The sequence below is a fragment of the Telluribacter humicola genome (genome assembly GCF_017355935.1).
Taxonomy (GTDB): domain Bacteria; phylum Bacteroidota; class Bacteroidia; order Cytophagales; family Spirosomataceae; genus Telluribacter; species Telluribacter humicola.
This window is the reverse complement of record NZ_JAFIQT010000005.1, coordinates 65,267-89,459: the sequence shown is the minus strand read 5'-3', so window position 1 is coordinate 89,459 and position 24,193 is coordinate 65,267. Positions and strand designations below refer to the sequence as shown.

Below are 24,193 nucleotides of genomic sequence, written 5' to 3'. Positions count from 1 at the left end.
TTCACTAAGTGGGTAGCAGAATATTAGTAACTGGTGGTTGATATTCAACAAATACTACCTACTTTGAAAGTAACCAATCATCCTTATATCTATTACTGAGCTACACTCAGCAGCCAACTTGTTAGTAGCTAAAATTCCAACTTGATATAGTAGTAATGATCAGAGAGTTACGTACAGCTTACACAACATACCATTATAAACTTTGAATCTTTAGTTACCATAACCCGTAAAAACCCTATGACAAACGTTTCTCTCCGCGCATTATTTATGGCTACTGCATTAACCTGCTTAGGATCAGGCTGTGCCAATCAGATTGATCTGGAGCCATCCACTACCCAAAGTGAAAAAGCAGCCCGTGCCTCAGCAGACAATTCCTCAGATTTTACAATCAGAAAGGGGAAGTACCTTATTATATCAACTACTAATTCACTTCCCTCAAATCTTGAATCAGAGGTTAACAAAGCCAAAGGCCGTATGGGTGTTAAGATGAATACCATTGGATTTGCCACGGCTACTTCAGATGACCCGGCTTTTGCAAGTAAAATTGAAAAGCTGACTGGTGTTAAATACGTTATACCCGATGTCAGCGCCAGTTGGCTCGAGCCTGTAAACAATTTTAGTTATCTATCTGAAATTAATAAGCCCTTACCTCTAACTACGCAAAGTCTTAACACCAATCCATTTTATAGTGTCCAGTGGCAGCATCAGGCTATTAATTCGTCAGGTGCATGGCAAACAGGTTCTCAGGGAGAAGGCGTTAAAGTGGCCATACTTGATACCGGATTTGACTTGACTCATGATGACCTGGCCGGTAATATTATATATAGCAAAAGCTTTGTACCGAGTGAGCCAGCTCAATTTGATAATAAGTGGGGGTTCAGTCATGGTACCCACGTAGCAGGTATTGTAGCCGCTTTGGATAATTCAATTGGTGTAGTAGGTGTAGCACCTAAGTCTAAACTGCTAATGATCAAAGTACTGTCAGATCAGGGGGGAGGAAATTTCTCCTGGATCATCGCAGGAATTCTGGATGCCGTTGAGCAGGGGGCAAACGTCATTAATATGAGCTTAGGAGCCTATTTGCCCAGAAACGGAAAGTTCCTTGATGATAATGGTACACCCGATGATCCATCGGATGATAAAGTAGTATCAGAGACCAAAGCCGTACAGGAGCTACTGGTGGTCATGACCCGTGTAATCAATTATGCCAATCAACGGGGTACAACTGTTATAGCATCGGCCGGCAATAGTGCCATCAATGGTAATAAGGATAAGTCAGGTATTTCTATACCAGCAAACCTGCCCAATGTACTTTCCATTTCAGCCACAGGTCCCGCCAACTGGATTCAGAATCCACAGACAAACCTCGACCAGATAGCCTCTTACTCCAACTACGGTACCGCTGACGTTAGCTTTTCAGCACCCGGTGGTGATGATAGAAATTATCCGAATACTGGATGGTACTTTGACATGATTTTTAGTACGTGCCAAAGCAACAGCTACACCTTTTCGGCGGGTACCAGTATGGCGGCTCCACACGTTGCTGGTGTTGCGGCGCTGATCATTGGTAAGAATGGAGGCTCTATGAGTCCTGCTAAAGTAGAAGCAGCTTTAAGAGCTTCATCTGACGATTTAGGAAAGCCAGGTCGTGATCCTCTGTATGGACATGGGCGGGTCAATGCCGCAAGGGCAGTCAATCAGGGTAAAAACCTTTGATAGGCATACTTACACATGTATTATTAATGTATAGTACCCAAAAAGGCCGGAGTTATTCCGGCCTTTTTGGGTACCATATCAATCTATGATGAATTACCCTAGTGCATTCAACTCATCCAGATCCTCCTGATCAAGTGAAATTGAAGCCGCCTGATAGTTTTCTTCCAGGTGTTTGACCTTTGAAGTACCGGGTATAAGCAGGATATTGGGTGAATGGTGCAGAAGCCAGCTCAGCGCTAGCTGGTGTACCGACGCATTGTGTTTCTTGGCGATCCGGTCCAGTTTATTCATCGCCTCCACGTTACCCCCTCCGAGCGGGTACCAGGGTATAAAAGCCATATCATTTTGCTCACAGTACTTGAGTTCATTCTCCCACTTGCGGTTGTCGACACTGTACATATTCTGTACTGACACTACTTTAATGTAATCCTGAGCCTGCCTGATCTGATCTACGGTTACTTCTGACAGTCCAATATGCTTAACCAGGCCTTCTTCCTGAATCTGCTGCAGGAACTTGAATATCTTCTCAAAAGGGACATTGGTATCTATCCGGTGCAGCTGATACAACTGGATCTGGTCCTGCTTCAGACGCTTCAGGCTTCCCTCCAGGGCCTCCCTCAGGTGACCGGGATCTCCATTGACGGGCCACTGATTAGGTCCGGTACGTAGTAGTCCTCCTTTGGTAGCTATGACCAGATCTTTGGGATATGGATGGAGTGCCTCAGCTATAAGCTCTTCCGATACATGGGGTCCGTAGCTATCGGCTGTATCTATAAAATTAATACCTAATTCAACGGTTCTTTTGAGGACCCGAATACTCTCATCATGGTCTTTGGGTGGTCCCCAGATACCCTCTCCGGTAATCCGCATGGCGCCGTAGCCCATTCGGTTTACAGTCAGTTCGCCCCCAATGGTATAGGTCTCAGTTACTGAGTTTGATGTTCCGTTTGCCATTTTCTCCTATTTAAATTACATAAATACATTTCACGTATTTTAAACCTTCCACCTGCACAAAAGTTATGAGAAAGCGTTTTGAATGGGTAATGTTGATGTACCCATAGAGGGGAAACTACTGTCGGCGCACTACCAGAAGTAGTACTCCCGCCACCAGCAAGGGGAACAGCGGATCCAGTATACTACCGCCCGATCCCACTACCAGATTCACTAACGCGACACTACACCCACCGATGGCCCAGGCTATAGTAGTCGTGACTGACCATACCGTCATCTGCTGTCGTACCTCCACAATACCCATCAGGCGATTAACTACCCAAAAGAGGCTATCATTGAAGTAACTGAAAAATAGGGAGCCCATAGCCGCTGCCTGAGCGGCTAGTAACATGTTAACTCCGGGTATCTGAGTGAGAACAGGGGCTGATATTGAGGCAGCCGTGATCATAGCTACGGTACCCGATCCTTGTATAAGCCGTACCAGCGTAGAGACAATGAAAGGAATCATAACTGGAGAGATGGGCAGACCTGCCACCTGTGCAGCCAATTGACCACCGGCACCACTTTCGCGCACTACAGCTCCCAGGGCTCCACCGGCACCCGTTACCATAAGTATTATTCCGGCTGATTGCAGCCCTTCCTCCAGTCGTGCAACCGCCCCCTGCCGGTCCAGTTCTGGAACGAGCGTGTATACGGCTATTAAAGTACTAATCGAAAGAGCAATGATAGGACTTCCGGCAAAGTAGAATACCTGTACTATGGGTTGCTCGGCTAAACCTTCCTGTCCCGGTAGCTGAGCAAGTGTTGTTAGTAGGGCCTTTATGAATATTAGAACGATGGGTACCAGGATTGGAAGCAGTGAAAGCATAAGGCCGGGCAGTGGCTTTGCTTCTTTCTCCTTTACGTATTTTTCATGGACGGCATGTAGATCCACATCATTTACCTCCTTAATTTCGAAATGCGGGTACTTTCTGTGGAGCCATTGGGCATAGAGTACAACACCTACTTCACAGGGGATAGCCAGAGCTACTCCCAGCAACAGCATGGAGCCTATATCTACCCCGAACAAACCAGCTACCCCCAACGGACCAGGAGTAGGTGGCACCGTCGAGTGGGTTATTACCAATCCTCCCGCCAGGGCTACGCCTAAGGTTAGCAAAGAACGCTGTCCCCTATTTGCCAAAGCTTTAGCCACCGGAAAAAGGATTACGAAGGCCGAGTCAACGAAAATAGGTATACTAACTATATAACCGGTGATCGCCATAGCCCACTCTTCCTTCCTTCTCCCCAGCCACCTGATCAGACTAAAGGCAATCTGCTCGCCTGCTCCGGATACCTCCATGATGCGACCCATCATCACGCCTAACCCAATCACGATACCGATGCTACCAAGCGTAGTGCCAAAGCCCTGGGTAATGACTGACACCGTTTTTTCTCCCGACATACCTCCCACTATTCCGGCTATACTAGCCGCGATCAGCATGGCAATCAGGGCGTGTACCTTTGTGCGCATCACCAGAAAGATGAGCACCAGTACCGCAATAATCAATCCTATGACCGGTATGGGCAGACTACTCATACCCTCTTCTGAAGGTCGTTGATTATGAATTGACTGATGAAGCTATCGAAGTCCTGATCAGCCTGAAAGCCTAGTTGCAGAGCCCGGCTGTTATCAATATGCCCCGGCCAGCTGCTCACAATCCGGTTGATGGCTTCGTCTGGTTCGAAACGGACTCTTGACAAGGTCTCAGCATCCGTCTGCCGCTCGAGTGAGTCCAGCATGTGCTGTACCGTCACATGTATTCCGGGCAAATTAATGGTACGCCATTTACCTAAAGCCGATGCCTCGATATTAGCGGCATGTACCAGATTATGGATTACCGTCTCAGGACTGGATAACCAAAGGGATAAATCAGTTGAAACCGGACAAATGGCTTCCTCGCCTTGTAATGGCTCCCGGATAATGCTGCTAACAAACGATGAAGCCGCTTTATTAGGTCTGCCCGGACGTACGCATATGGTAGGTAGTCGTAGTACCACACCATCCACAAATCCTTTGCGGGAATAATCGTTGACCAGTAGCTCACCCATGGCCTTCTGGGCTCCGTAGGAAGATTGGGGTGTCACCGCCGTGGAATCCGTGACTACCTCCGGAAGTTGTCCTCCGAATACAGCCAGTGAGCTGGAAAAGACAAAACGGATACCAGCTTTGGTTTGACGGCAAGCTTCGAGCAACCGGCGCGTTACATCCAGATTAATCAGGTACCCCAGATCAAAGTCACTTTCGGCGTGACTACTTACGATCGCCGCCAGATGATACACCAGACCAGTTTGGGGAGTGATAAGTGCTTCTGCTGCTCCAACATTGGACAAATCTGCCTGCTGGCATTTTACACGAGAATCCTGTCCGGGATTGACAGGCATGACCTGATCTACTAGCAGAAGCTCATCAAAAGTTAAGGTACTATTCAGCAAGCCCTTGGCTAGTTTCTGCCCCAGAAAGCCTCCACCACCGGTAATTATTATTTGCATAAAGTTGTAATCAGATACTCCGAAATAGGTATTATTCTCCCTATTTCAAAGCCACAAACATAAGATTCTACTTACTTCTGTACTTTCCGCACCATTTCTTTCAGAATGGTATAATGTAGGGAAAATATAAATACATCATTTATCTTAGGCATCTGTATCAGATTCAGATTATGCGTACTACTTCCATTGACCTACTCAATCAGCTCCCACCGGAATATGGGCAGGATCTTCTGCCGGAAATTTGGGCAGAATTCAGGAAAGCGGGCAAAACCATAGTGGTATTGGATGATGATCCTACCGGCACCCAGACCTCCTACGATATTACAGTTCTGACTCAGTGGAATGTACCTCTGCTCGTGGAAGAGCTTGAAAAGAAGCCTTCCATCCTGTTTATCCTAACTAATTCCCGTAGCCTTGCCGGAGAAGAAGCAGTACAACTCACTGAGATGATTTGTCAGAATTTAAAGGAAGCCGTACAGGTAAGCGGGCAGGAGATTGTTACCATCAGCCGGAGTGACTCTACCCTGCGCGGACACTTTCCGGCGGAGGTAGATGCCATGGCCCGGGTACTGGACCAGGAAAATGCGATACGGATAATCATACCAGCTTTTATAGAAGGTGGTCGCTATACGATACAGGATGTCCACTACATCAGGGAGGGAGATGAACTGGCACCGGTATCTCAGACACCCTTTGCTCAGGATGCCGTGTTTGGCTACACCCACTCTAATCTGAAAGAATGGGTGGAAGAGAAGACACAGGGGCTGGTGAAGGCTCATGAGGTTGTCTCTGTATCGCTGGAAGATTTACGCAGCGGTGGCCCCCAGCGGGTGAGCGCGAAGCTACTCTCATGCCAGTCGGGACAGGTATGTATTGTCAACGCTGCTTCTAATAAAGACCTGGAAGTGTTTGTACGGGGTGTACAGATGGCCGAACAGGCCGGGCAGTGCAGTATCTATCGGACCTCGGCAACCTTTGTTCCCATCAGGGCAGGTATGGCTCCCGGTAAATTGTATGCTCCTGAACAAGGAAGCAGTACTACAAATGGCTCTCTGATTGTTGTTGGCTCCTATGTTCCCAAAACAACCAGTCAGCTCCGATACCTACTGTCGCAGGAGAGCCATCAATCCATAGAAGTCGATGTGACCAGATTGCTCCGACTAACTCAAGATGAAGCAACCGCTTACTCCCTTGATATTGCACAACAAGCCAATCAGTGGCTGGCAGCCGGAGAAGATGTTGTCATACATACCAGCCGTCAGTTGGAAGTAGGAAAGGATATAGCAAGCAATCTGAAGATTAATAGTACTGTCTCTAACTTTCTGGTAAAAGTAGTACAGGGTGTAGAAGTGAGACCAGCATTTATGATTGCCAAGGGAGGTAATACATCCAGCGATATGGCTACAAAGGGATTAAGTGTTCAAAAAGCAACCGTATTGGGACAAGTTATACCGGGAGTGCCAGTATGGAAGCTGGATCAGAACTGTAAGCATCCTGACCTGACATACGTGGTTTTTCCGGGAAATGTGGGAGATGAAAAAGCTTTGTCCGATGTATACAAGCGGCTGAGTACCACCTAAAGTTAGATTAAAAAAAGGAAGAGTTGGGTTAATCCATTTTATAGTAAAATTGTACTATTATCACTGCGACAAACTGCTGCTTTTATTGTTAGTTAGGGATATTTGATTCCAATACTGACAGTTATGATTTTGAAGGCAAAGCAGCGGATATTTCTGAGCATATTCTTTTTTCTCTCGGGAGTTAGCTTTTCGACCTGGGCATCCAGAATACCTACCATCAAGTCCTTCTTTGGCTACAACGAAGCCGAAATGGGAACAGTACTACTGGCCATGCCGGTCAGTTCTATGATAGGTCTGCCTATTTCGGGTTGGTTGATCGCGCGGTACGACAGCCGCGTACCCATGTCCATTGGTTTTGGACTGAATGCCCTGGCGCTTGCTTTGATTGGATTTGCTCAGAGTACCTTCAGCCTGGTGGTAGCCATCAGTATTTTTGCTTTCACAATGCGTATATTCAGCATCGCTGTCAATACGCAGGCTATTACGTTACAAAAGCAGTTTGACAAGAAAATACTTGGCTCTTTCCACGGACTATGGAGTACGGGTGGCATTGCCGGGGTTGGGTTTTCAACCGTTATGGTAGCCAACAACATCTCTATTCAGGTACATTTGGCTACGGTGGCTGCCATCAGCTTCCTGGTGACCCTATTCTCCTACCAGTACCTGTTACGCAATGACCGTACCACCGAAGGCAATAAGCTGATCCTGGGCAAGCCCGACCCTTATATTCTATACCTGGGGATACTCATTTTCTTCGCAGCAGTCTGCGAAGGAGGTATGTTTGACTGGAGTGGTATCTTTTTCAAAGAAGTACTGAACGTCGAGGTATTTACCTACGGATACCTGATCTTCATGGTATGCATGGCTATATCCCGCTTTATGTCGGACAAGATCATCGAGCACATAGGTATGCCCAATACCTATCTTATGAGTGCAATACTGATCATGGTGGGTATTGGCATGGCCGTAAGCTTTCCCGGATTTGAGACAGCCATGATTGGCTTCTCGCTGACCGGCTTTGGTACGGCCTCCATTGTACCCATGACCTACGCACTGGCGGGTTCTTCACGGAAATATTCACCCGGGATGGCCATTTCGATCATAGCTACCTACGCTACGGTAGGTATGCTGGTAGGCCCGCCCATGATTGGGTACCTGGCTCATGCCTTTGGCCTGCGCATGTCGTTCGTGTCATTTGCCCTGGCAGGAATGATATTCATACCGGTTTCGCAGCTATTTTTCCGCTATCAGAATCAGACAAGCCAGGAGGAAGTACCCGCCTAATTTAGACACGTACATAAAACTTCTTTTTGTCCATCCAGTAGCCAATAGCCCAGAGTAGGAGCACAAATAGTAAAGCAAACAGGAGTGAGCCAAACTCGCGGGTACCAGCTATAGGAGCAACTATGTACTTGAAGAACCACCCCCAGGGGCTGATAAAAGCGGGGGCTCCGTTTTCGTCGACACCGTCATTCAGCCGGATGATAGAAAGTAGCTTTGGGATAAGACCGCTGAGGGCATATATAAACAGGGGATTCTTTCCAAACACTTCAAAGAAGCGGGTCCAGGTGCCCCGGTTGTTCTTCACCTCAATCAGGTAGATCAGTACTGAGAGCAGCATAATAGCCAGCCCTACGGTCAAGGCTACGTATGAACTGGTCCATATTTTCTTATTAATGGGGAAGACCAGTCCCCAGGCATATCCAACGAATAGGAGTACGGCTGCCGCCAGGAACAACATCGTGAGTGTCTTGTAAACAGGATTCCCTTCACGTAGAGTACTAGCCGGTACATCACTTCCGGCCTTGCCCCGGTTCAGGATGTAGTAGCCCACCAGGTATCCAAATATCACCTCTACAATGCCCGGTAAGGTACTTACGACCCCTTCAGGATCGAAGGCGATACCTTCACCGCGGTACATGTGCGCTTCTCCCAATATCTGCTTATCAATGGCGGTACCAAACCAGCCCTCGAGGCTGTAGGGATCAATAGGATTGCCCAGTATACAGAGCAGCCAGTAGAGCAATAGTATACCAACACCAATCCAGAAAGCCCAGCGTACCTTGGCATAGTAAATGATAACCGAGGCAAAAAAGTAGCAAAGCGCAATACGCTGAAGTACTCCCAGGATACGTACTCCCCGCAGCTCACCCTCACTATTCAACCAGGTCCAGGGCTTGACTATCAGTTGATCGTCCTGCCACATCAGGAAGGGAAACCAGTTCAGGAAAAGTCCGATCAGAAAGATAAGAGCGGTTCTCTTCACCACCTTCTGCCAGAAGGCCGCGTCGCCTGCCGCTTCCAGACGGGGCATGACAAATGCCATGGCATTACCTACTGCGAAAAGAAAGAAAGGAAATACCAGATCGGTTGGAGTAAGTCCGTGCCATGGAGCATGGCTTAAGGGAGAAAAAGCCGCTGATCCTGCTTGGTTGTTTACCAGGATCATAAAGGCCACCGTAGCTCCCCTGAAAACATCAAGAGAGTAGTAACGCTGTTTCATGTATAGGTTAAGATAAGGGTTAAGCTGCCCAAATTACAAATTTGGGTGGGATTGTTATTGCATTCGCAATAATTATGCAGCTTTTCCTTTAAATGCCCTCTATTTTCTCCCCTAATCAGAAATTCTTACATCTTATGTTAGCTGAAGCTCATCCGCTGGATACGGATAGCATTGAGGATGGCCAGAAAGGCCACACCTACGTCGGCAAATACGGCTTCCCACATACTGGCTACACCGAAAGCACCAAATAGCAGCACCAGGGCCTTCACTCCAAAAGCCAGTGCAATGTTCTGCCAAACAATCCCGTTAGTCTTCTTCCCGATATTAATTGCTGTGGCAATCTTAGAAGGCTGGTCGGTCTGAATAACCACATCGGCCGTTTCGATGGCGGCATCGGAACCCAAGCCCCCCATGGCCATACCTACATCAGCCAGGGAGATCACCGGGGCATCGTTGATACCATCCCCAACAAAGGCAACGGTAGCTCCTTGTTTCTGCAGTTCCTCTACTTTTGCTACCTTATCCTCCGGTAGTAAGTCGCCGTAAGCTTTGTCAATTTGCAAGCTACTGGCTACTTTCTGAACGATGGAATCTTTATCCCCTGAAAGCATGACTACCCGACGTACTCCAAGTGCGTGAAGTGAGCGAATAGCCCGCTCGGCATCTTCCTTGACTTGATCGGCAATGGTCACATACCCGGCAAAACGTCCGTCGACTGCCACCAGCACTATGGTTTCGACAATCCTATTCAGAGCCGGATCGTAGCGGATGCCAAACTTATCCAGCAGTCGCGCATTACCGGCCAGTACTTCTCTTCCCCGTACTGTACCACTGAGTCCATGCCCTGATATTTCTGCTACCGAACCTATATCGGCAAGTACTGATTGCGGACCTGTATACTCCACTACGGCCTGCGCAATGGGATGGGTAGATTTGCTTTCCAGTGTAGCCAGCAGGCTCAGGAATTCCTTACGTTCTATACCTTCAACAACTACATCCTGTACCTTAAATACCCCTTCGGTCAGGGTACCCGTTTTGTCCATAACCACTGTATCTACCTTCCGCATCTGGTCCAGGTAGTTGGAGCCCTTGAACAGGATACCATTACGCGATGCCGCTCCAATTCCCCCAAAGTATCCCAGCGGAATCGATACCACCAGCGCACAGGGACAGGAGATCACCAGGAAGATCAGCGACCGGTACAGCCATTCATCAAATACATAGGTTTCTACAAAAAAGTAGGGCAAAAAAGTAAGTCCAAGGGCCAGGAAAACAACAATGGGAGTATATACCTTAGCAAACTTGGTAATGAACTGCTGGGTCTTGGCCTTGCGGCTGCTGGCCTGCTCCACCAGCTTCAGGATGCGCGACAGGGCACTATCCTCGTAAGCCGAAGTGACCCTTATATCAGCGACCTGATCCAGGTTGATCATACCAGCCAGTACCCTTTCGCCATTGGATTTAGTATCTGGTTTGGATTCACCCGTCAGGGCAGCCGTGTTGAAGCTGGAACGGGTACTAACCAGCTCACCGTCCAGGGCCACTCGTTCACCCGCCCGTACCTGTATGACCTCACCAACTTTTACCTTTTGAGGGTTTGTTTCAAATGTCTGTCCACCCCGTAGTACATTGACCGTCTGGGGGCGGTTATCGATCAGATCCTTGATAGATTTGCGTGAACGGGCCACGGCTGCTTCCTGAAAATGCTCCCCAATGACATAGAAAAGCATTACGGCTACCCCTTCGGCGTATTCACCGATATAAAAAGCGCCAAGCGTCGCCAGGGACATCAGGAAGAACTCGTTGAATACATCACCACGGGCTATGTTGGTTGCCGCGTGTTTGACTACTTTCCAGCCCACCAGTACGTAAGCCACACCAAACCACACAAACCGTATCCAACCCTCAAACCAGGCTACATCAAAATAGTCAAAAGCGATACCCGACAGTAGCAACAGCAGGCTTACTATGGTAGGTACATACGAGTTGCTTTCATCGTGATCGTGATCGTGGTCATGGCCGTGTCCATCGTCATGCGAATGTCCTTCGGGTGAGCAGCAGCTATCTTGCACCACTTTCTTTGGCCCCGGTTCCTCCGCCGTACGCGGCGAAGTTATTTCCATGGGCTGCAGATCTACTTCTCTTTCCTTTTTATCTTTATCGTTACTAGCCATATCAATAGCTTTTATAACTCTTAATGAACAAAAAATGTAAAAATGCCTAATAAGATAAGGGTAAAACCCGTGATCTTCTTTTCGTGATTTTCGAGAAAATGAAAATTAACTTTTTCCAGACTCCTCCCCCCTACCGCCACCAGTGCCATAATACCCGATACCGTTACCAGCAGGTACACTACCGAAATTGAAATAATACCTTTCCAGCCAAAATGCCCGGCGCTGAAATAAAAGGTTTCGATCTCCAGACAGGGAGAAAAGAACATAGCGATACTCACACTTAGTATGATACTTCGCTTGGACTTTTTAGCTAGTTTCTTTTCAGAAATATGATCGTGGTTACTATGCCCCAGATCTATTCCAAAATACAGAAGCCCCATGAATATTAACACCAGAGGAGCTATAATCGTTGGAAAAAGCCGAAGCTGATCAGAAATTTCAACCCCTATCAATCCGATGATAATACCAAGGCTGATCGTACTAAGTGTATGTGCCAGAGCAGCGATGCCGGCAACTATCATAGTTTCACGCTTCTTCCATCCTTCTGATCGAGCTATTAGTACCAGTGGCAACCAATGGTTGGGTATAGCAGCATGTATAATGCTTAGTACCAGACTTCCGATTATAATATGTGTCATCTTTATTTAAACTTCCCACAAGTACATATCAATAAAAAAACATACAAGTGAGCTTGTACAGCCCTTCTAGAGCGGGCTTATATTTTATATTATCAAAAGTGATGTACAACTATCAAATAAAGCTAGTCTGACTGAAATAAATTTAATAATCCAGGCTCTTTCACTTCCAGCGGTGCCGTTTTCTCGCTTCTTCTAACCGTTAGATAAAATAAATTGCAATTTTGTAACGATTTATATATTTTTAGTCACATACCCCCCCTCGCTTGATCTGAACAGAAAAGTTTAGATACCCACTCCGCTATCTTCGTTTATCATACCCTGGTAAAGCAACCAGTCTTGAACCCTACAGATATGATCAAGCTCAGTGTATTTTAAAAGAAAAGCTCCAACAGCCGGTTTGATATGAATTACTTTCTGGAAACGCATATTCCGCTGGTTAAGGAGCGATTGATCCCGATGGGTCTGCAAGATATAGATTTAGAAGAAGGACTCGCCGGGCCTACGCCAGATGTACTTCCTGCTTATGCTCTGATCGGGTCACTAAATTTTGAGACATTGGACCAACTTCAGCAGGCCATGGATACCCATGCAGCCGAGTTGATAGCCGACATTCCAAATTTTACGAACGTACAGCCCCTTATGCAGGTCAGTCAGGATCACTAAGTACCTGCGTTCAAAAATATCAATTAGAGAGGAATCAGTAGATTTGTAATACAGCAAATAGCCGCACCAACTCCGTAGTGCGGCTATTTCTTTTTATACTATGTATTAATCCACATTATACCACTACAACTACCTTCCCTACTGTTCGCCCTGTTTCAATCTGTTCATGGGCCTTACCTATCTCATCCAGATTAAATACATGAGATACGTGCGCTTTCAGCTTACCAGTAGCCAGGAGCGCCGCCAGTTGTTCCATATCTTCACCACTCGATTGCACCAGATAGTTGGCCGCACTGATGCCGCGCTCCTGAGCCACGTTCTGAACTTTCTCGTTGGCTCCACCTACAATAGATATCAACTTTCTGCCCGGTTTCAGGATTTCCAGGGATCTTCGGGTAGTATCCCCTCCGACGGGGTCAAGCACGAAATCAACCTCTCTGGCTTCCTGCACAAAATCCTGGTTTCGGTAGTCGATGTGCTTGTCTACTCCCAACTCTTTCAGGAAGTCAGCGTTGCGTTCGGAGGCAGTACCTATGACGTAGGCCCCCAGATGCTTGGCTATTTGCACGGCGAAATGACCTACACCACCGGCTGCCGCATGAACGAAAACAGTCTGTCCCGGCTGTACCTGCCCCTGGTGCACCAGCACCTGCCAGGCTGTAAGGGGAGCTAGCGTGGCTGCCGCGGCTTCCTCATGAGTAATCTCCTTAGGCTTATGTGCCAAATGGTGCTCCGGCACGGCTACATATTCAGCGTAGGCTCTACCGTGTCCCGGAAAATTAACCATACCGAACACTTCGTCTCCGGCTTTGAAGCGGGATGCACTATCCGCCACATCTACGACTTCCCCGGATATGTCCCAACCCAGGATTATTGGCATCTGCTCCTTGATTCGACCATATACTCCTTTACCGGTTCGGGTTTTGATGTCCACCGGATTGATACTCAGGGCCTTTACCTTCACTAGTACTTCGTTATCCTGAAGTACTGGAGTATCTATGTCCGAAATGGCCAATTTATCAGTACCTCCTGATTCAGTTAATAGTATTGCTTTCATGTATGAATATTAAAGTATGGGTTCAAGACGCTACACCAGTTTCTTTTCGGTGGCTTCCTCTACGGGCTCGTTTTCCTTCACGTCACCCATGATTAGCCGGATGCCCTGGTTAAAGTTGAAATAGCTCCACATCCAGCTCATAAACACCGTGACCTGATTCTTAAAACCAATGATGGAAATGAGGTGAATAAAGATCCAGATACACCAGGCCAGAAAGCCCTGCGTCCGGTACTCCTTATTGAATATTTTCAAGTCAGCCACGGCATGATTCCGCCCTATGGTAGCCATTGATCCCTGATCATGATACTTAAAAGCTTCCAGTGGCTTTTTCTCCATCAGCCTCTTCAGGTTATCTGCCAGCAGCCGACCCTGCTGTATGGCCGGTTGGGCCATCATAGGATGTCCGTGGGGATTCTCCTCGGTGACCATAGCCGCAATATCTCCAATGGCAAATATATTGCTATAGCCAACAATCTGGTTATAGACATTTACCTGGAATCGATCGCCCCGTAGTACACTCTCTTTACGGATGCCTTTGATGGGAGCTCCTACTACACCAGCAGCCCATACCATGGTTCGGGTAATCAGCTTCTCACCCGTGTCCAGGGTGACCGTGTAGCCATCGTATGATTTGACACGGCGGTTGAGCCATACCTTCACTCCAAACTCCTCCAGAAATTCCAGGGCCTTTTGGGATGCCTGCTCGGACATTCCTTTCAGCAACTGGGGGCCACTCTGGATCAGGTGAATATCCATGTTCTTAAAGTTGAGCTCCCGGTAGTCCTTCGGAAATACATGTTGTCTGAGTTCACACAACGCTCCAGCCAGCTCTACTCCGGTGGGGCCTCCTCCAACGATAACATAGTCCATCAGGCTGTTAAGTTGCTCTTCATTGTCTATCTGCAGAGCTTTTTCAAAGTTACTCAGGATAGTATTTCTGAGAGTCAGCGCATCATCAATGTCTTTGAGAGATATGGCTTTGCGGGTGATTTCCTCGTTGTTATAGAAGTTGGTTTCGGCCCCGGTAGCCACCACTAAATAGTCATAGCGTACCAGCCCGATGGATGTTTCTACCACTTGCTGGTCTGTATCCACCGAAAGGGCGTCTGCCATTCGGAAATACAGATTTTCCTGCTTATCAAATAGCTCACGAAAGGGCTGTGCAATGTAAGAAGGCTCAATACCGGTAGTAGCCACCTGGTACAGCAGGGGCTGGAAGGCGTGGAAATTATGCTTATCGATCAATATAACCTGAACATCCAGGCTTTTCAGTGACTTGGCTAATTCTATTCCTGCAAATCCACCCCCTAAAATAACGACACGTTGTTTTCCGGTTTCGGCAATGCGGGCATTGTGCAGCATATACGTATCTGTTCAGCTTAATACTAGTTTAGATAGTATCAAAAGCGATTAAAGCCCCTGAATGTTTTTGGAGAAGCAGGTGCAGTGGCATCTCAAGCTACATCATCTTAGTCAGCAGTTACACAGAAAAATGAAGGTTTCGGGAAGGTATGTATTTGATCTGTAATAGCCTCTTAATAGATGTTTGTACTTCAGGAGGAAACCCTATAAATGGAAATACTCTGCCGATAATATCAGCAGAGTATCTATCCACAACACTAAGACTAGCTAGATAGATCTTAGCACTTAAAACTAATAGGTATTTTTCAAAATAGCATAACCGACCAGTAAAAATGCCTCGTTTTTATCTAATTATTTATCAGATAGTTACTTAAAATCAGTCTTAACTAGCTATACGCTATATAGTATAAAATCACTATATCCAGTAGTACAGGTAGTTATATGTCATGACACTCATGTATATACATGTCAACATTACTTAAGTTTTAGGTATCTATTGTTAGGAGTTCTTTGGTGTTCTATCTCTTTACAAGTACCTCCATTCGCCAAGGGTTCGCTTGCCGGGTGCAACGCCGAACTTATCATATCAAGGGTGACTGACGGATCAGAAAAAAGGTGAGGCGTACCATTGCCGATCGTGGGTATTTCCAGAAGAAAGTAGTTATCCTTATCATGAAGAAGCATTACCTGCCCCCATACCGGATTATGATCTGGGCTGGATTTGAGTTTTAGCGCTTTCACGATTTTATTATTACTGATTTTTAATGAAGTCTTCTCCTACTGATTCCGCTTTCGGGGTCCTACGGTACTCATATCGATAGGTCGGAATCCCAAACCGAAGGCCGGTGAACCTTCCTTTAACCGAAAGTCATACTTAGCAATATCTTCAAAGAAAGGATCGATGTAGAGAGAGTGCTGGTCTTTACCCATCGTGTGCCACTGCTGCCAGTTCTTCTTATTGAAGGTAACTTTATCGATACTTTGGCTAGGGTTGTAGTAGATGTTCCAGTCCATATCGAAGGTACTCGCAAACTCCTGTGTACCCTTATCTCCTATGGGACGTACATAATAGGTATAAGGCTTGTCCTCCCAGTTTTTGCTTAGTAGTTCCCCCTCCCTCCAGTAGATAATGTTATTCTCAAAAAAAACACTCCGGTGGGGCTCCTGCCGGCTTCGACTTAGTTGTTCAAGCCGCCCCAGCGCAAAGATGTTGTTGCGCACGGTTATCTCCTTGGCGTAGTGGATGTTGTATCCGGCAAACTTGGTATTGTACACGATATTGTTCTCTACTAGGATGTGCGATGAACCTTCGTCATTGTATATCCCCCACCCTCCGTAGTGGTTGGCATCTACATCATGGATAAGGTTGTTGCGAAGTACCGTACCCGGAGATAGTCCTAATGTATAGATGGCTCCCATGTCGGACAAGAGTCCCTGCCCGATGGTATGGATGTGGTTGTACTCGATGATGTTGTCGCGGCTGATACTGGGCTGGTAACCCCAGCTCCATCCGATGGATATACCCGTGTACCAGCCATTGTTGATGTTATTATGGGAGATTTTATTACCGAAAGTGTGCATCAGCAGTATACCCACGGCCGAAGGAAATACCTCGCCGTAGTGGTGGATATCATTATCACTGATGGTATTGTGTCCGGTACGTAGTAACGGAGAGTCCGACACAGTACCACCGTTGATGCGAAATCCACCCGCCGCCAGGTGGCTGATCTCGTTATGGGTAAAAGCATTGTCAGAACTACCACTACCAATCTCAAAAGCAAAAGTGCCGATGTTGCGGACGGTACAGTTGGTAAAGGTAGTATGGCGAACACCGGAGAGGCTGATGCTGGCGGGTACTGAGGCCGATCCCTGATTATCGTTGGAGTTGCCGGGAGGCAGGTCCCAGTTAGTATACATAAAGTCCAGCCCCTTAAAGTTGAGGTGCTGCACGTATTTTCTGTTCTGGAGGTCTCCCTCGAGGGTAATAAACTTTTCGGTTACAGGAGCTATTACCTCAGCCTTAGTCAAATCTTCTCCGGGCAGGGGAATGTAGTACAGCGTACCAGCCTTACGGTCCAGGTACCATTCACCCGGCTGGTCCAGCCCCTCAAATACATTTTCTACGACATAGCGGGCCCCGTTGCTGGAGAAGTCATCGGTGAATACTTTCCCTGCCTTATGCTTGAAGGTAACTATGTTCGTGGTCGTATCCAGTGACTGGATGGGCAGGTGCGAGTCGGTCCAGAAGTGGTACACAATTACCTCTACGTCGTCCAGGTTTTTCCAGGTAGGGTCCAGATCGCCTTTGGCATATTCGAAGCGCTGGCAGTCGGTGTGGTAATGTACTTCTGATCCGCCATCCGGAAACCCTTTCACAATCTTGAATCCGGTATTAGGTATACGGGCGCGTTGTCTGAGGGAGCCGTTGACGTACAGCTGACGAAACTTCCAGCTACCACTTTTTACCTCCGGCAATTCAGCTGTATAGATATTCCCTTGGTACTTTTTCCATCCCCTGATCTGCCTACCTCCGTGGATGAGTACCTTTCCATTAAGAGAAGTATAGGTAACGGGGCTTTGTTCAGTACCTGAGTCGTCCGGAGTGAATACAAGAGGCTTGTCCAGAAAATAGTCTCCAGCTTCGATGCCTACGGTAACCGGATTGGTTAATGGACCTTTGGCCCGTTGCTCACGAACCGCCTTCTGCGCTCTTTCGATGGTACGGAACGCCTGGCTTCGGCTCAGTCCGCTGTTGGTGTCATTGCCTCCTTTTGATACATAAATGGTTAGGGGAGCAGCTGGCTTTGTTTGCGCAAGAGAGCCGGTATAGAGAAAGCCAATTAGTAAAAGTGGCAGTAATTGTCTGAAAGTGGTCATATTCTTTCTTGTAAGTAATCAAAAGGGACTACTCAAGAAGAAACCATGTTAGCAGATTTACCTGATTGTTGAAGAGGAAAATAGCTCCAGAAGAGGTAGAAAAAGAAAATGCCTGCTGCAGAGCGTAGCGCTCCACAGCAGGCAGGGCAACTTTATTATTGTATTACACAGTCTTCCAGGGACCTGTGATGGCCAGTGTTAGGCCAGCGCCCTGGATATTTACAAAGTATGTTTCACCAGTTGGAGAGAAAACCCCTCCGGCAAATTCAGTCAGAAAACCAACGTTTTCAGCTATTCGGTAGTACTCGCCACTCGGTGTTACACCAACCACAAAAGGATGTTTATCATCTTCACAAAGTACTACATCCCCCCAGGGTGCAACCGTGAGGTTATCGCAGTTTTTAACCAGATCCTGGTCGTTAGGTTCTACGTACAGCTCCACTCTACCGGGAGCATTTTTCTCCTGTGGTGTACCTTCGTATTTACTGGGTACATAGCGGAATACCTGCCCTTTTCCATTCTTTCCTCCACTGGTACAGGCAAAGAAGATTTCTTCGTTGCCATACCACATTCCTTCTCCCCTGGCAAATCGGGCGGCTCCCTTATCAAAGCCCTGGTAGCGCAGGTCATCATTTGGTGATTCTACATTATCTATATCAACCCACTCCACCTCATGCAACTCCCGTATCGGAAAGGTAGGAGTAGTAAGAGATTCCCAGTTACGGGTATCTACGCTCTTTTGTCCACGTATCATCAGGGCCTGTAGTTTTCCTCCTTTCAGGAGCTGACCGGGTACATTAGGTATATAGCGGTAGATGAGGCTGTCGCCGGTATCTTCTGTTAAGTACACTATGCTGGTACGTGGATCAACGGCCACGGCTTCGTGGTTCATCCGGCCCATGGGCTTGATGGGAACTGCGGTATGCAGCTTTACTTTTTCGGTAGCGGGTACTTCAAACACATAGCCATGGTCTTTTTCACACGAGCTGTCGCTACCAGCCTTTTTTGTATTCTCTTCGCAGGTTAGCCAACTGTTCCAGGGGGTAGGGCCCCCGGCGCAGTTACGGGTAGTACCCGCCAAACTCATAAATTCTTTTTCTACCTTCCCGGTCGCCGGATTATAGACAATGGTCGTCGTACCTCCCAGCTCTGGTTGTACTCCTTTACCATAGTCGTAGAACTTTGCTTTATCTACTTTGGATAGTAGCTCATTTTTAGAACCAAATGCTCCCCCCTCCGGATTAGGACTCATCTCGTGGTTGCGAACCAGGATGGTACGTCCTTTGGTACCTTTAAAAGTAGCCATCCCATCGGGAGCACCCGGTACCAGCAATCCATCACTCATGGCGTCTCCTTTCCGGGAAATAATCTGGTACGAAAATCCCTTCGGCAAGTTGAGGACTCCCTTCGGATCGGGGAGCAGAGGACCGTAGCCAGAGGCAGACTCGGCCATTTCGCTCATTACAAGGGCAGGCTTATTTACAAAGGCAAGTAGACCTAAAAAACCAACAGAAGCAGATCCGGTTAGTTTGAGGAAGTCACGACGGGTGGTAGGAGTTGGCTTAATCATTGAAGTATAGAGTCAGGTAAGGGTCAGGGAATAGCTTTGTTACTACTAATGGGATAAAAGATATCAAAATCTAGTGCTAATACACTTTAAAAGACTGGATGGACTATTAGCTACCACAAAATAATAGTAGCTAACCCAGATAAGGGTCAGCTTTGGTGTAATCTTATTGTTTCCTTTTCCCCCGAATATTTCTTTATTCCTTAATCAGGCGATGCAGGAAGCTAATGTTGTGCCTGCACAGGTGAATAAAAATTTGAAAAGTTCTTATGTAAATAGAAACACTAAGCACAGTCACATCGGCGGTAGTCAGAAAAGCTACTACCGCCAGATGCTACCTAGTGAAAAGAGGGAGATCGCCTGCTTCTCCTTAGCCCATAAAATAATCTATTACTTTCATCACGACGGCGAGCAGCACGCAGAATAAAAAGCCATAGCCTACAAGTTTTGCTCCCTGACTGGTACGCTTGAATGTGGGACGCTTCCATCTACTCCGGAAGACTTTTGGATCATCAGTGTCCATTGAAGTTAGGTATGAATAAAGCTGAGGTAGGAAATTATTATTGCTGATTTTGACCGAAACTATAACCTGTTTTCAACCCCGTTGTTTTAAAAAATTATAACCAGGTATCACATCAAAAGAGCGTAGAGTAACCTGGTAAGGGTAGATGGTATAGTTATTTAAATAAATATGCTAGTAAAATACCGGCACCCAAGTAATCAATATCTTGTAGAGTATGTTTGTTACCTCATTGCAAATAATTCTTTCGGATGGATGGCTGGAAAATACACCGGCTGTACTAACCGAAGGAATAGTCGGAACAGCTCTGATGACACTTTTCATGTACGGACTTACCTACCTGACCCGCCGAACCATGAAAGTAATCAGGATACTGGGTACTATGCTCACATCCAGTACTACCCCTACCGGGCGACTATCCGACCGGCCCCTGGCACTTGTTGTAGGTACTCTTGCGCATTTTAGCGTAGGTATTCTATTCTCCTACTTCTTTCATCTGCTCTGGGCTATGGGTATTGGTCAGCCTGACTCTATTCATATACTACTATTCGGATTAGGCTTCGGACTGTTTGGTATAGTGGTCTGGTATCTGTATTATAGATTTCATCCCAATCCACCCAAACTGTACCTCCGGTCGTACCTGTTCTGTCTGCTCCTGGCTCATATTGTCTATGCGTCGGGAGTAATTTTGACCCACCACTGGATACATATTGTTATCTTACCGGTTCAACCCTACTAACCAAGCCTTACTAATCAGTACGAATCGAGATGGATGATAGGATACTTACTTTGATTGGAATACTACTAGCCCTATTCCTGGGGGCACTTGACCAGACCATTGTGGCCACTGCCCTCCCTCGCATCGTACAGGATTTACAAGGTCTGGAGCGATATGCCTGGGTAGCTACCTCTTATATGGTCGCGTCAACGGTACTGGTACCGATCTACGGCAAACTGGCTGATATGTACAGCCGCAAGTCTATTGAGTTAGCTTCAATCGGTGTATTTCTGTTTGGATCTCTCCTCTGCGGTATCTCCGGTGAGTTTGGTTCGATTCCGCTCATAGGTGACGGCATGAATCAGCTCATTATCTTCAGGGCTATACAGGGGATAGGTGGGGCCGGTTTATTCTCCATGGCCTTTATAGTCATCGCAGACCTGTTTCCTCCTACCGAACGGGGCAAGTACCAGGGCTTTGTGGCGGCTGTGTTTGGTCTTTCCAGCGTCATTGGTCCCTGGGTAGGTGGACTATTGACTGATTACGGTGGGGCCATCATACCAGGTATTGCCGGATGGCGATGGGTATTCTATGTCAATATACCCATCGGAGCCCTGGCACTTTGGTTTATCATCGCCAAAATGCCGCCTCTCCTCCCGATCGGAGTCAAGCAGACCTTTGACTACTGGTCGGCGGTACTCCTTATTATCGGACTGATTCCTCTCATGATCGGTTTACAACTGGATAAGAGTCTCTACCCCTGGACCTCCCCCCTGGTACTAGGGTTGCTGGGAGGCGGGCTTTTTTGCCTGACCCTGTTTTACAGGCGGTCCTTACGAATCACCAGCCCCATCCTGAACCTCAGGCTATTCCAGAACAAAGTATTCAGTACCTCCAACGCGGCCTCGTTTCTGTTGGGAGCTGCCTTTATGGGTATTATTGTGTTTCTGCCCCTGTTTATGGTCAATGTACTGGGAGTTTCGGCCACCGAAGCAGGAGCAAGTATGATGCCGCTGTCCTTTGGAATGGTACTAGGATCTATTACGGGTGGACAGGTTGTATCCAGGGTCGGTAACTACAAGTACATCCTCTTGTGTGGCATAGCTATAATGTCGGTGGGGGTACTACTACTCTCACAGATGACACCCGCAACGTCTTTTACGTCGGTACTGTTTTACATGGCTCTGTGCGGGATAGGTATGGGTCCTACCCTACCCTTATTCCCCCTGGCTATTCAAAACTCGGTACCGGTTCAGAACATGGGACAGGCAACCAGTGCCAACCAGTTTTTCAGGCAGATCGGGAGTGTTATAGGTACCGCCGTGATGGGAGCTTTACTGGCCGCGGCACTGTCGGGTACTACGCTCCCCCCTCCTACCGCCCTGGGCGAAGGTGCCCCCGAAGCTATCACCGCCAGAGGTACGGCTCAACCGTCCGCACTGTCCGAACAGACTACCCAGCAACAAGCCGAACAACTACAGCAGGCAATCTTGAATGGTAATGAATCCGCTCGACAGCAGCTACTAACCGACCCTACTTTTCCGGAGCCGTTAAAACGCAAACTTCTTAACGGACAGATAACTCCCTCCAACGTAGGAGACGTAGTACAAAGCCTCAAGTCACAGGATGATCAGATGGTACGGCAAATACAGGAAAACATGAAGCAGACTTTTGCAACAGCCATCACCAACAACTATTTCTACCTGTTATTCATCGTACTACTGGCCTGGCTTATTACCTGGTTTGTACCACAACTACCTTTACGAAAAACTAACGCTCCCCCACCGGTTGTCGAGTTATAAAGTTGAGCTGCAATAGCTTAATTATCAGTAGCTAAAATTGCATTTAACCAATTAACCTGAACAATTTTATCGTAAGGAGGTTGATAAATTTGGAATATTACAAGAACATAGCTTATTTCAATTAAATCAATCTAGAATAAAGTCTGCTATCAGGAACCCTGATCTTTTGGTAATTGAGGGGAACAGAATGTGGAGAATGTATCATAAGTCTAAAGAATAAATCTCCTGATTAATTAACTGACTAGGGTCAGTCCTATTACTATCACCTGCTAATCTCCCTGTTACCTTTTAGATGTAATTCTTGATACAGACATTTAAAATGTATCTGGTGAAGAACAAATTATATATATCGGCATTATCAATAACTACCTTTTTCATGTTTGATAACTTAGAAGTACTTGAAACAGTCTATTTTAGGAATACTCTACTAGATTATATCATAGCCTTCGGAAGTATACTGCTGGGTTTTCTACTGATTGCTATTTTTAAGAGAGTCATCCTCAGAAAGGTTGAAAAACTATCAGGTAACACCAATACCAAGATCGATGACTACCTGGTACACGGCATAGAACGGTTCGGAATTCCGGCCCTATACGTAACAGTAGTTTACTCCGGCCTCACCTACCTGACTCTCAACCGCAAGTTCGAAAACATCCTGAGGATCGCGATTACGGTACTGGTCACCTACCTGGTTATACGTATTGTTTCTACCATCATCCTGATGCTCCTGCAATCGTACGTAAGAAGGCAAGACCGGGGAGAAGATAAAGTTAAGGAGCTGGGGGGGCTCATGATTGTTATTAATGTAATAATCTGGGGAATCGGTTTACTGTCCCTGCTGGATAACCTTGGTTACGACGTAACTACCGTAATTGCCGGTTTGGGAATAGGTGGTGTAGCCATTGCCCTGGCCTCACAGAATATACTAGGTGACCTGTTCAACTACTTTGTCATTTTCTTTGATCGTCCTTTCGAAACGGGTGACTTCATTATTATTGACACCAAAATGGGAGTGGTAGATTATATCGGGGTCAAGTCAACCCGGATTAAAAGCCTTACCGGTGAGCAACTGATCTTCTCTAATAGTGACCTGACCAAATCGCGTATCCATAATTATAAGCGAATGGAGCGCCGCCGAATCCTTTTTAAATTTGGAGTCGTCTACCAGACATCGCTGGAAAACGTAAAGCAGATACCCGGTATGATCAAATCCATTATAACGAGTATAGAGAATACGACTTTTGATCGGGCCCACTTTGCTGCTTATGGAGAATCCAGCCTGGACTTTGAAGTAGTCTACTACGTACAAAGCTCCGACTATACCGTATATATGGACATTCAGCAAACGATCAACCTTAGGATCTACGAAGAATTTCTGAGAATGGGGGTTGAATTTGCTTACCCTACCCGTACATTGTACGTCACCGATTCGAACGCAGATAAGAAAAGAGACAGGAATGACGACAAGCCTGATCGTACAACGATTATCCAGCCTGAATAGGGAAAAGACAACTTATAATAAAGAAAAGGAGA

General features: G+C 46.9%; 16 protein-coding genes and 1 pseudogene. 7 read left to right on the top strand and 10 right to left on the bottom strand.

The genetic code is table 11. The features are described from left to right. Positions 1 to 237: 237 nt before the first annotated feature. Entirely contained in the window at positions 238 to 1,716 is a 1,479-nt protein-coding gene (locus JUB14_RS19965) for a S8 family peptidase (RefSeq protein ID WP_229368068.1), read from the top strand. Positions 1,717 to 1,809: 93 nt separating this feature from the next. Here the strand turns inward: JUB14_RS19965 and JUB14_RS19960 are convergent, their stop codons facing one another. From JUB14_RS19960 to denD, 3 genes are all read right to left on the bottom strand, one after another. Next, positions 1,810 to 2,670: an aldo/keto reductase gene (locus JUB14_RS19960; protein WP_207508591.1), complete on the bottom strand. Its 861-nt coding sequence runs from the start codon at positions 2,668 to 2,670 to the stop codon at positions 1,810 to 1,812. 115 nt (positions 2,671 to 2,785) lie between these two features. Then, positions 2,786 to 4,246 (bottom strand): GntP family permease, encoded by a 1,461-nt coding sequence (locus JUB14_RS19955; RefSeq protein ID WP_207508590.1) that lies wholly within the window; start codon positions 4,244 to 4,246, stop codon positions 2,786 to 2,788. Beyond that, positions 4,243 to 5,199, bottom strand: coding sequence for a D-erythronate dehydrogenase (denD, locus tag JUB14_RS19950; protein ID WP_207508589.1), 957 nt, complete (start codon positions 5,197 to 5,199; stop codon positions 4,243 to 4,245). Before denD ends, JUB14_RS19955 begins: the two co-directional genes overlap by 4 nt. Before the next feature lie 170 nt (positions 5,200 to 5,369). Between denD and JUB14_RS19945 the strand changes: the two genes are divergently transcribed. Together JUB14_RS19945 and JUB14_RS19940 are read left to right on the top strand one after the other, a co-directional pair. Then, positions 5,370 to 6,779, top strand: coding sequence for a four-carbon acid sugar kinase family protein (locus JUB14_RS19945; protein ID WP_207508588.1), 1,410 nt, complete (start codon positions 5,370 to 5,372; stop codon positions 6,777 to 6,779). Between the two features lie 123 nt (positions 6,780 to 6,902). Then, on the top strand, positions 6,903 to 8,063 hold the full coding sequence (locus JUB14_RS19940; RefSeq protein ID WP_207508587.1) for an MFS transporter: 1,161 nt from the start codon (positions 6,903 to 6,905) through the stop codon (positions 8,061 to 8,063). Position 8,064: 1 nt separating this feature from the next. Here JUB14_RS19940 and JUB14_RS19935 read toward each other — a convergent pair whose 3' ends face one another. The 3 genes from JUB14_RS19935 to JUB14_RS19925 all read right to left on the bottom strand — a co-directional run bounded on the left by JUB14_RS19935 (position 8,065) and on the right by JUB14_RS19925 (position 12,094). Then, on the bottom strand, positions 8,065 to 9,282 hold the full coding sequence (locus JUB14_RS19935; RefSeq protein WP_207508586.1) for an acyltransferase family protein: 1,218 nt from the start codon (positions 9,280 to 9,282) through the stop codon (positions 8,065 to 8,067). A gap of 137 nt (positions 9,283 to 9,419) precedes the next feature. Then, positions 9,420 to 11,456 (bottom strand): heavy metal translocating P-type ATPase, encoded by a 2,037-nt coding sequence (locus JUB14_RS19930; protein ID WP_207508585.1) that lies wholly within the window; start codon positions 11,454 to 11,456, stop codon positions 9,420 to 9,422. A 20-nt stretch (positions 11,457 to 11,476) separates the two neighbouring features. After that, positions 11,477 to 12,094 carry a hypothetical protein gene (locus tag JUB14_RS19925; RefSeq protein ID WP_207508584.1) on the bottom strand — a complete coding sequence of 206 codons (618 nt, stop codon included), beginning with the start codon at positions 12,092 to 12,094 and terminating at the stop codon, positions 11,477 to 11,479. A gap of 396 nt (positions 12,095 to 12,490) precedes the next feature. Between JUB14_RS19925 and JUB14_RS19920 the strand changes: the two are divergent. Continuing rightward, positions 12,491 to 12,757: pseudogene (locus tag JUB14_RS19920) on the top strand (EthD family reductase); the annotation flags it as partial. 115 nt (positions 12,758 to 12,872) lie between these two features. On the opposite strand, the gene JUB14_RS19915 reads toward JUB14_RS19920, so the two are convergent. From JUB14_RS19915 to JUB14_RS19900, 4 genes are all read right to left on the bottom strand, one after another. After that, positions 12,873 to 13,814 (bottom strand): NADP-dependent oxidoreductase, encoded by a 942-nt coding sequence (locus tag JUB14_RS19915; RefSeq protein WP_207508583.1) that lies wholly within the window; start codon positions 13,812 to 13,814, stop codon positions 12,873 to 12,875. A gap of 30 nt (positions 13,815 to 13,844) precedes the next feature. Further along, positions 13,845 to 15,176 carry an NAD(P)/FAD-dependent oxidoreductase gene (locus JUB14_RS19910; RefSeq protein ID WP_207508582.1) on the bottom strand — a complete coding sequence of 444 codons (1,332 nt, stop codon included), beginning with the start codon at positions 15,174 to 15,176 and terminating at the stop codon, positions 13,845 to 13,847. Between the two features lie 777 nt (positions 15,177 to 15,953). Continuing rightward, positions 15,954 to 18,053 carry a right-handed parallel beta-helix repeat-containing protein gene (locus JUB14_RS19905; RefSeq protein ID WP_207508581.1) on the bottom strand — a complete coding sequence of 700 codons (2,100 nt, stop codon included), beginning with the start codon at positions 18,051 to 18,053 and terminating at the stop codon, positions 15,954 to 15,956. A gap of 163 nt (positions 18,054 to 18,216) precedes the next feature. After that, positions 18,217 to 19,623 (bottom strand): alkaline phosphatase PhoX, encoded by a 1,407-nt coding sequence (locus tag JUB14_RS19900; protein WP_207508580.1) that lies wholly within the window; start codon positions 19,621 to 19,623, stop codon positions 18,217 to 18,219. A 734-nt stretch (positions 19,624 to 20,357) separates the two neighbouring features. On the opposite strand from JUB14_RS19900, the gene JUB14_RS19895 reads away from it, so the two are divergent. The 3 genes from JUB14_RS19895 (at position 20,358) to JUB14_RS19885 (ending at position 24,161) form a co-directional block, all read left to right on the top strand. Next, the gene (locus tag JUB14_RS19895) at positions 20,358 to 20,879 is read left to right on the top strand and encodes a hypothetical protein (protein ID WP_229368065.1); all 522 of its coding nucleotides are present in this window, start codon (positions 20,358 to 20,360) and stop codon (positions 20,877 to 20,879) included. A 50-nt stretch (positions 20,880 to 20,929) separates the two neighbouring features. Continuing rightward, positions 20,930 to 22,660, top strand: coding sequence for an MDR family MFS transporter (locus tag JUB14_RS19890; RefSeq protein WP_229368063.1), 1,731 nt, complete (start codon positions 20,930 to 20,932; stop codon positions 22,658 to 22,660). A gap of 376 nt (positions 22,661 to 23,036) precedes the next feature. Beyond that, positions 23,037 to 24,161 (top strand): mechanosensitive ion channel family protein, encoded by a 1,125-nt coding sequence (locus JUB14_RS19885; RefSeq protein ID WP_207508579.1) that lies wholly within the window; start codon positions 23,037 to 23,039, stop codon positions 24,159 to 24,161. The last annotated feature ends 32 nt before the right edge of the window (positions 24,162 to 24,193 follow it).

Excerpts from the sequence above, each read along its gene's own strand:
- JUB14_RS19905 (WP_207508581.1), bottom strand. The coding sequence starts at position 18,053 with ATGACCACTTTCAGACAATTACTGCCACTTTTACTAATTGGCTTTCTC.
- JUB14_RS19930 (WP_207508585.1), bottom strand. The coding sequence starts at position 11,456 with ATGGCTAGTAACGATAAAGATAAAAAGGAAAGAGAAGTAGATCTGCAG.
- JUB14_RS19910 (WP_207508582.1), bottom strand. The coding sequence starts at position 15,176 with ATGCTGCACAATGCCCGCATTGCCGAAACCGGAAAACAACGTGTCGTT.
- JUB14_RS19925 (WP_207508584.1), bottom strand. The coding sequence starts at position 12,094 with ATGACACATATTATAATCGGAAGTCTGGTACTAAGCATTATACATGCT.
- JUB14_RS19960 (WP_207508591.1), bottom strand. The coding sequence starts at position 2,670 with ATGGCAAACGGAACATCAAACTCAGTAACTGAGACCTATACCATTGGG.
- JUB14_RS19945 (WP_207508588.1), top strand. The coding sequence starts at position 5,370 with ATGCGTACTACTTCCATTGACCTACTCAATCAGCTCCCACCGGAATAT.
- JUB14_RS19965 (WP_229368068.1), top strand. The coding sequence starts at position 238 with ATGACAAACGTTTCTCTCCGCGCATTATTTATGGCTACTGCATTAACC.
- JUB14_RS19885 (WP_207508579.1), top strand. The coding sequence starts at position 23,037 with ATGTTTGATAACTTAGAAGTACTTGAAACAGTCTATTTTAGGAATACT.
- JUB14_RS19955 (WP_207508590.1), bottom strand. The coding sequence starts at position 4,246 with ATGAGTAGTCTGCCCATACCGGTCATAGGATTGATTATTGCGGTACTG.
- JUB14_RS19895 (WP_229368065.1), top strand. The coding sequence starts at position 20,358 with ATGTTTGTTACCTCATTGCAAATAATTCTTTCGGATGGATGGCTGGAA.
- JUB14_RS19940 (WP_207508587.1), top strand. The coding sequence starts at position 6,903 with ATGATTTTGAAGGCAAAGCAGCGGATATTTCTGAGCATATTCTTTTTT.
- JUB14_RS19900 (WP_207508580.1), bottom strand. The coding sequence starts at position 19,623 with ATGATTAAGCCAACTCCTACCACCCGTCGTGACTTCCTCAAACTAACC.
- JUB14_RS19915 (WP_207508583.1), bottom strand. The coding sequence starts at position 13,814 with ATGAAAGCAATACTATTAACTGAATCAGGAGGTACTGATAAATTGGCC.
- denD (WP_207508589.1), bottom strand. The coding sequence starts at position 5,199 with ATGCAAATAATAATTACCGGTGGTGGAGGCTTTCTGGGGCAGAAACTA.
- JUB14_RS19935 (WP_207508586.1), bottom strand. The coding sequence starts at position 9,282 with ATGAAACAGCGTTACTACTCTCTTGATGTTTTCAGGGGAGCTACGGTG.